Annotated in this window: 5 protein-coding genes; all 5 read left to right on the top strand. The window is 46.0% G+C overall.

From position 1 onward, the window contains the following. A partial coding sequence (locus Q0Y54_RS12330) for a hypothetical protein (protein ID WP_297968534.1) occupies window positions 1-472 on the top strand: 472 nt, incomplete at its 5' end. Between the two features lie 30 nt (window positions 473-502). After that, window positions 503-1,444, top strand: a complete 942-nt coding sequence (locus Q0Y54_RS12335; protein WP_297968537.1) for an ABC transporter substrate-binding protein — start codon at window positions 503-505, stop codon at window positions 1,442-1,444. A 21-nt stretch (window positions 1,445-1,465) separates the two neighbouring features. Continuing rightward, a complete protein-coding gene (locus Q0Y54_RS12340; protein WP_297968541.1) occupies window positions 1,466-2,230 on the top strand; it encodes an ABC transporter ATP-binding protein in 765 nt (254 codons plus the stop codon). Beyond that, window positions 2,218-2,961: an ABC transporter permease gene (locus tag Q0Y54_RS12345; protein WP_297968544.1), complete on the top strand. Its 744-nt coding sequence runs from the start codon at window positions 2,218-2,220 to the stop codon at window positions 2,959-2,961. Before Q0Y54_RS12340 ends, Q0Y54_RS12345 begins: the two co-directional genes overlap by 13 nt. 86 nt (window positions 2,962-3,047) lie before the next feature. Continuing rightward, window positions 3,048-3,326, top strand: a complete 279-nt coding sequence (locus tag Q0Y54_RS12350) for a late competence development ComFB family protein (RefSeq protein ID WP_297968547.1) — start codon at window positions 3,048-3,050, stop codon at window positions 3,324-3,326. Window positions 3,327-3,441: the final 115 nt, after the last annotated feature.

The raw sequence follows: 3,441 nt of genomic DNA on the forward strand, positions 1-3,441 counted from the left end.
GTACCAACGGGAGGCCAGTGCGGCCCAGGGACGGCAGAACGACCTGAATTCCCGGAGGGAGGCGCTGGACCAGCGTATAAAGGATCTGGAGGCCCAGCAGCGGGCGGCAAAGGCCGAGGCGGATAAGCTGAAGGGCCGGCAGGAGCAAATTGATAAGACCAAGCAGGAGAAATCCGGTGCGGAAAAGGTAATAGATAAATTTACCGGCAAGGAGGCCAAGGAGGAAAAGGCCGCCAAGGACTCAGCCAAGGCGGAGGAGCAGGCCTTAAGCAAGGTGGAGGAAATTAATCGCTCCATTCAGGAGGCCAAGGAAACCTATGATGAAGTAAACCGGCAGCTGGACGAGCTGGAGGCCATGCGGCAGAAGGCCATAAAAACTAAGGAGGAGGCTGAGCGGGTTTACAACGAGAATAAGGGTCTTATTGACAGCGTGCTTTATTATATGGAACAGGGGTTATCCCTTTTAAAATAATGCTTTTAGAAACAGATGGAGGGATTGCAGGTGAAGAAGTATTTATTGTTGGCATTATCACTGATTTGTTTAGGTGCCCTGCTGGTGTCCGGCTGTGGGTCCAAGCCGTCAGATAACAAGAATTTACAGGCGGTAACCGTGGGGGTAATGCCGGATATTGATTCTGTACCGATTATTATTGCCCAGGAAAAGGGCTATTTTGCCGAAGAGGGGCTGACCGTAAATATCCAGCAGTTTAAAAGTGCCATGGATCGGGATGCTGCCCTCCAAAGCGGCAATCTTGACGGGGCCATATCAGATTTGTTGGCGGTGGCCTTTGCCAAAAGTGGCGGCTTTGATGTGAAGGTAACTGCCTATACCGACGGTGACTACAAGCTGATTGCCGGTAAAAATGAAAATGTATCCAGTGCCAGGGACTTGGTGGGCAAGGACGTGGCTGTTTCCAAGAATACCATTATTGAGTATGTTACGGATCAGATTTCAGCTTCCCAAAGCATGAAGGAGGACAGTATAAACAAGGTAGTGATACCCCAGATTCCTACCCGACTGGAAATGCTCCAGAACGGCAAGCTGGCTGCGGCCACTCTGCCTGAGCCTATGGGCAGTATTGCTGTTGCCAATGGATGTAAATTTATCACTGATTCGGAGCAGCTGGGCATAAAACCTGGGGTGATGATGTTTACGGCAAAATGTGTAAATGATAAAAAGGCAGAGCTTCAGGCCTTTTATCGGGCCTACAACAAGGCTGTAAAATATCTTAACGGGCATCCACAGGATGAATATATGGATTTAATCATCGAGAAAAGCGGCTTCCCCGGTATAGCAAAGACAGCCCTGAAGCTGCCTAAATATCGTGAAGCCGGTCTGCCTCAGGAAAAGGATGTGGTGGATTGCATGAAATGGATGAATACCAAGGGCTTGATTAAGCAGGAATTTTCCTACAATGATTTAGTGGTAGACTTACTTAAATGATAAGATGGTTGGATTGGAAATATGATTGATATTGAAAATTTGTCAGTGAAATATAAATCCGATAGTGACGTATATACGGCCATAGCCGGCATAAGCCTAAGTATACCGGAGGGAGGCACCTTGGCCGTCATTGGGCCCTCCGGTTGTGGTAAATCTACCCTGTTAAAGGCTATTGCCGGCCTTATTCCCGATTATGAGGGGTCCATTAAGATTAAGGGGGAAGAGGTTAATCCCAAAAAGCATACCATTGGCTTTATGCCCCAAAACTACGGCCTGCTGCCCTGGAGAACCGTTGTTGACAATATACGATTGGGGATGAAGATAAAACGGGCTCCGGAGCTCCTTGACCGCAAGGTTTTGAAGAAGCTGATGCGACAGCTGGGAATTGAGGGACTGGGGCACCGTTATCCTACGGAGCTTAGTGGGGGACAGCAGCAACGGGTGGCTCTGGCCAGAGTATTTGCGTTGCAGCCGGATGTACTGTTGATGGATGAACCCTTTTCGGCCCTGGATGCCATTACCAGAGAGGAAATGCAGGATATATTTTTGAAGCTATGGCAAAAAAATAATGTTTCTACCATATTTGTTACCCATTATGTGGAGGAGGCCCTGTATCTGGGCCAAAGAATTGCTGTGTTATCCGCCAGCTCCGGGAATATAAACCGTATAGTGGATAATCAACTGTTTGGTGGCAAGGACATACGTCAAAATCCGGAATTCTTTGAGATGAGCCTTAAGCTGAAGAATTCTATAAAAAAGGACTGGAATCAGGCATGGGAAAATTAGTTAGTTTATGGTATCTGCTGGCGGCACTGGTGCTGACCCTGGTATGGTTTCTTGTATCCCAGCTGGTGGATTTGCCCATTATTCCATCTCCGGTTCTAGTGGTGGAAAATCTGGCAGATATTTTTATGAAATACATAGCTATTCATAGTATATATAGTCTGTGGCGTATCGGGGCAGGGCTGCTGATGGCTGTGGCAGTGGGCCTTCCCTTAGGGGTATTGATGGGCTATTTCCCTAAAACGGATAAATTTTTGGCACCGGTGGTCTATTTGACATATCCTGTTCCCAAGATTGCCCTTCTTCCAATACTAATGCTGCTATTTGGTGTAGGGGAATTATCCAAGGTATTTATGATATTTCTTATTATTGTATTTCAGGTGGTGGTGGCTCTTCGGGACGGAATACGGGCTATTCCCAATGAAACCTATTACCCCTTGTATTCCCTGGGAGCTTCCTTCAAGGATATTTTCTTTGAGGTATTATGGCCCGCTTCGCTGCCAAAATTTATTACCGCCATACGGGTAGCCCTGGCTACAGCAATTTCTGTATTGTTTTTTACCGAGACCTTTGGTACTCAATATGGGATGGGGTATTTTATAATGGATGCCTGGCTTCGGGTAAATTATCTGGAAATGTACTCCGGCATTGTTGTTTTAAGCCTTTTGGGTCTTATTTTGTTTACTACAATTGATATTATTGAACGGCAGGTTTGCCATTGGCAGTATAAATAATTTTTGGTCTGATGAATTTTATACATACTATACCATTATTGCATACTATAGTGGTAATAAGGTTTTGGGGATAAAGGGGTGAAATTATGGCGATTGAAGTTAAAAATGTTATGGAAATGTTTGTGGATCAAAATCTGAACAGCATTTTGGACGAAATTCCCGGGGTGTGCCGCTGTGAGCAATGTGTGGCGGATATTAAGGCTATAGTCTTAAATTCCATGAAGCCAAGGTACGTCAGCAGCTCCAGGGGAGAGATTATCAGCAAGCTCAGTGCCTTTGGTCAGGATAACAAGGTAGAGCTCCTTTATGTAGTAAAGGATGCTGTAGACAAGGTCAAATCAAATCCGCACCATGCAGCCAGGTAAGGCCAAATAGAGCCAAGTAAATTGAATATGAGCCAAGGTATAACGAGCTTTAAGATGTCTCCCACCTCTTTAGGTGGGGGGAAACAAACTACAACAGCTGGCGAGCATATCTCCC

The sequence above is a fragment of the uncultured Anaerovibrio sp. genome (assembly GCF_947302755.1).
Classification (GTDB): Bacteria; Bacillota; Negativicutes; order Selenomonadales; family Selenomonadaceae; genus Anaerovibrio.

What these genes read in the sequence shown, in the direction of transcription:
- Q0Y54_RS12350 (WP_297968547.1), top strand. Translation starts at nt 3,048, where the DNA reads ATGGCGATTGAAGTTAAAAATGTTATGGAAATGTTTGTGGATCAAAAT.
- Q0Y54_RS12340 (WP_297968541.1), top strand. Translation starts at nt 1,466, where the DNA reads ATGATTGATATTGAAAATTTGTCAGTGAAATATAAATCCGATAGTGAC.
- Q0Y54_RS12345 (WP_297968544.1), top strand. Translation starts at nt 2,218, where the DNA reads ATGGGAAAATTAGTTAGTTTATGGTATCTGCTGGCGGCACTGGTGCTG.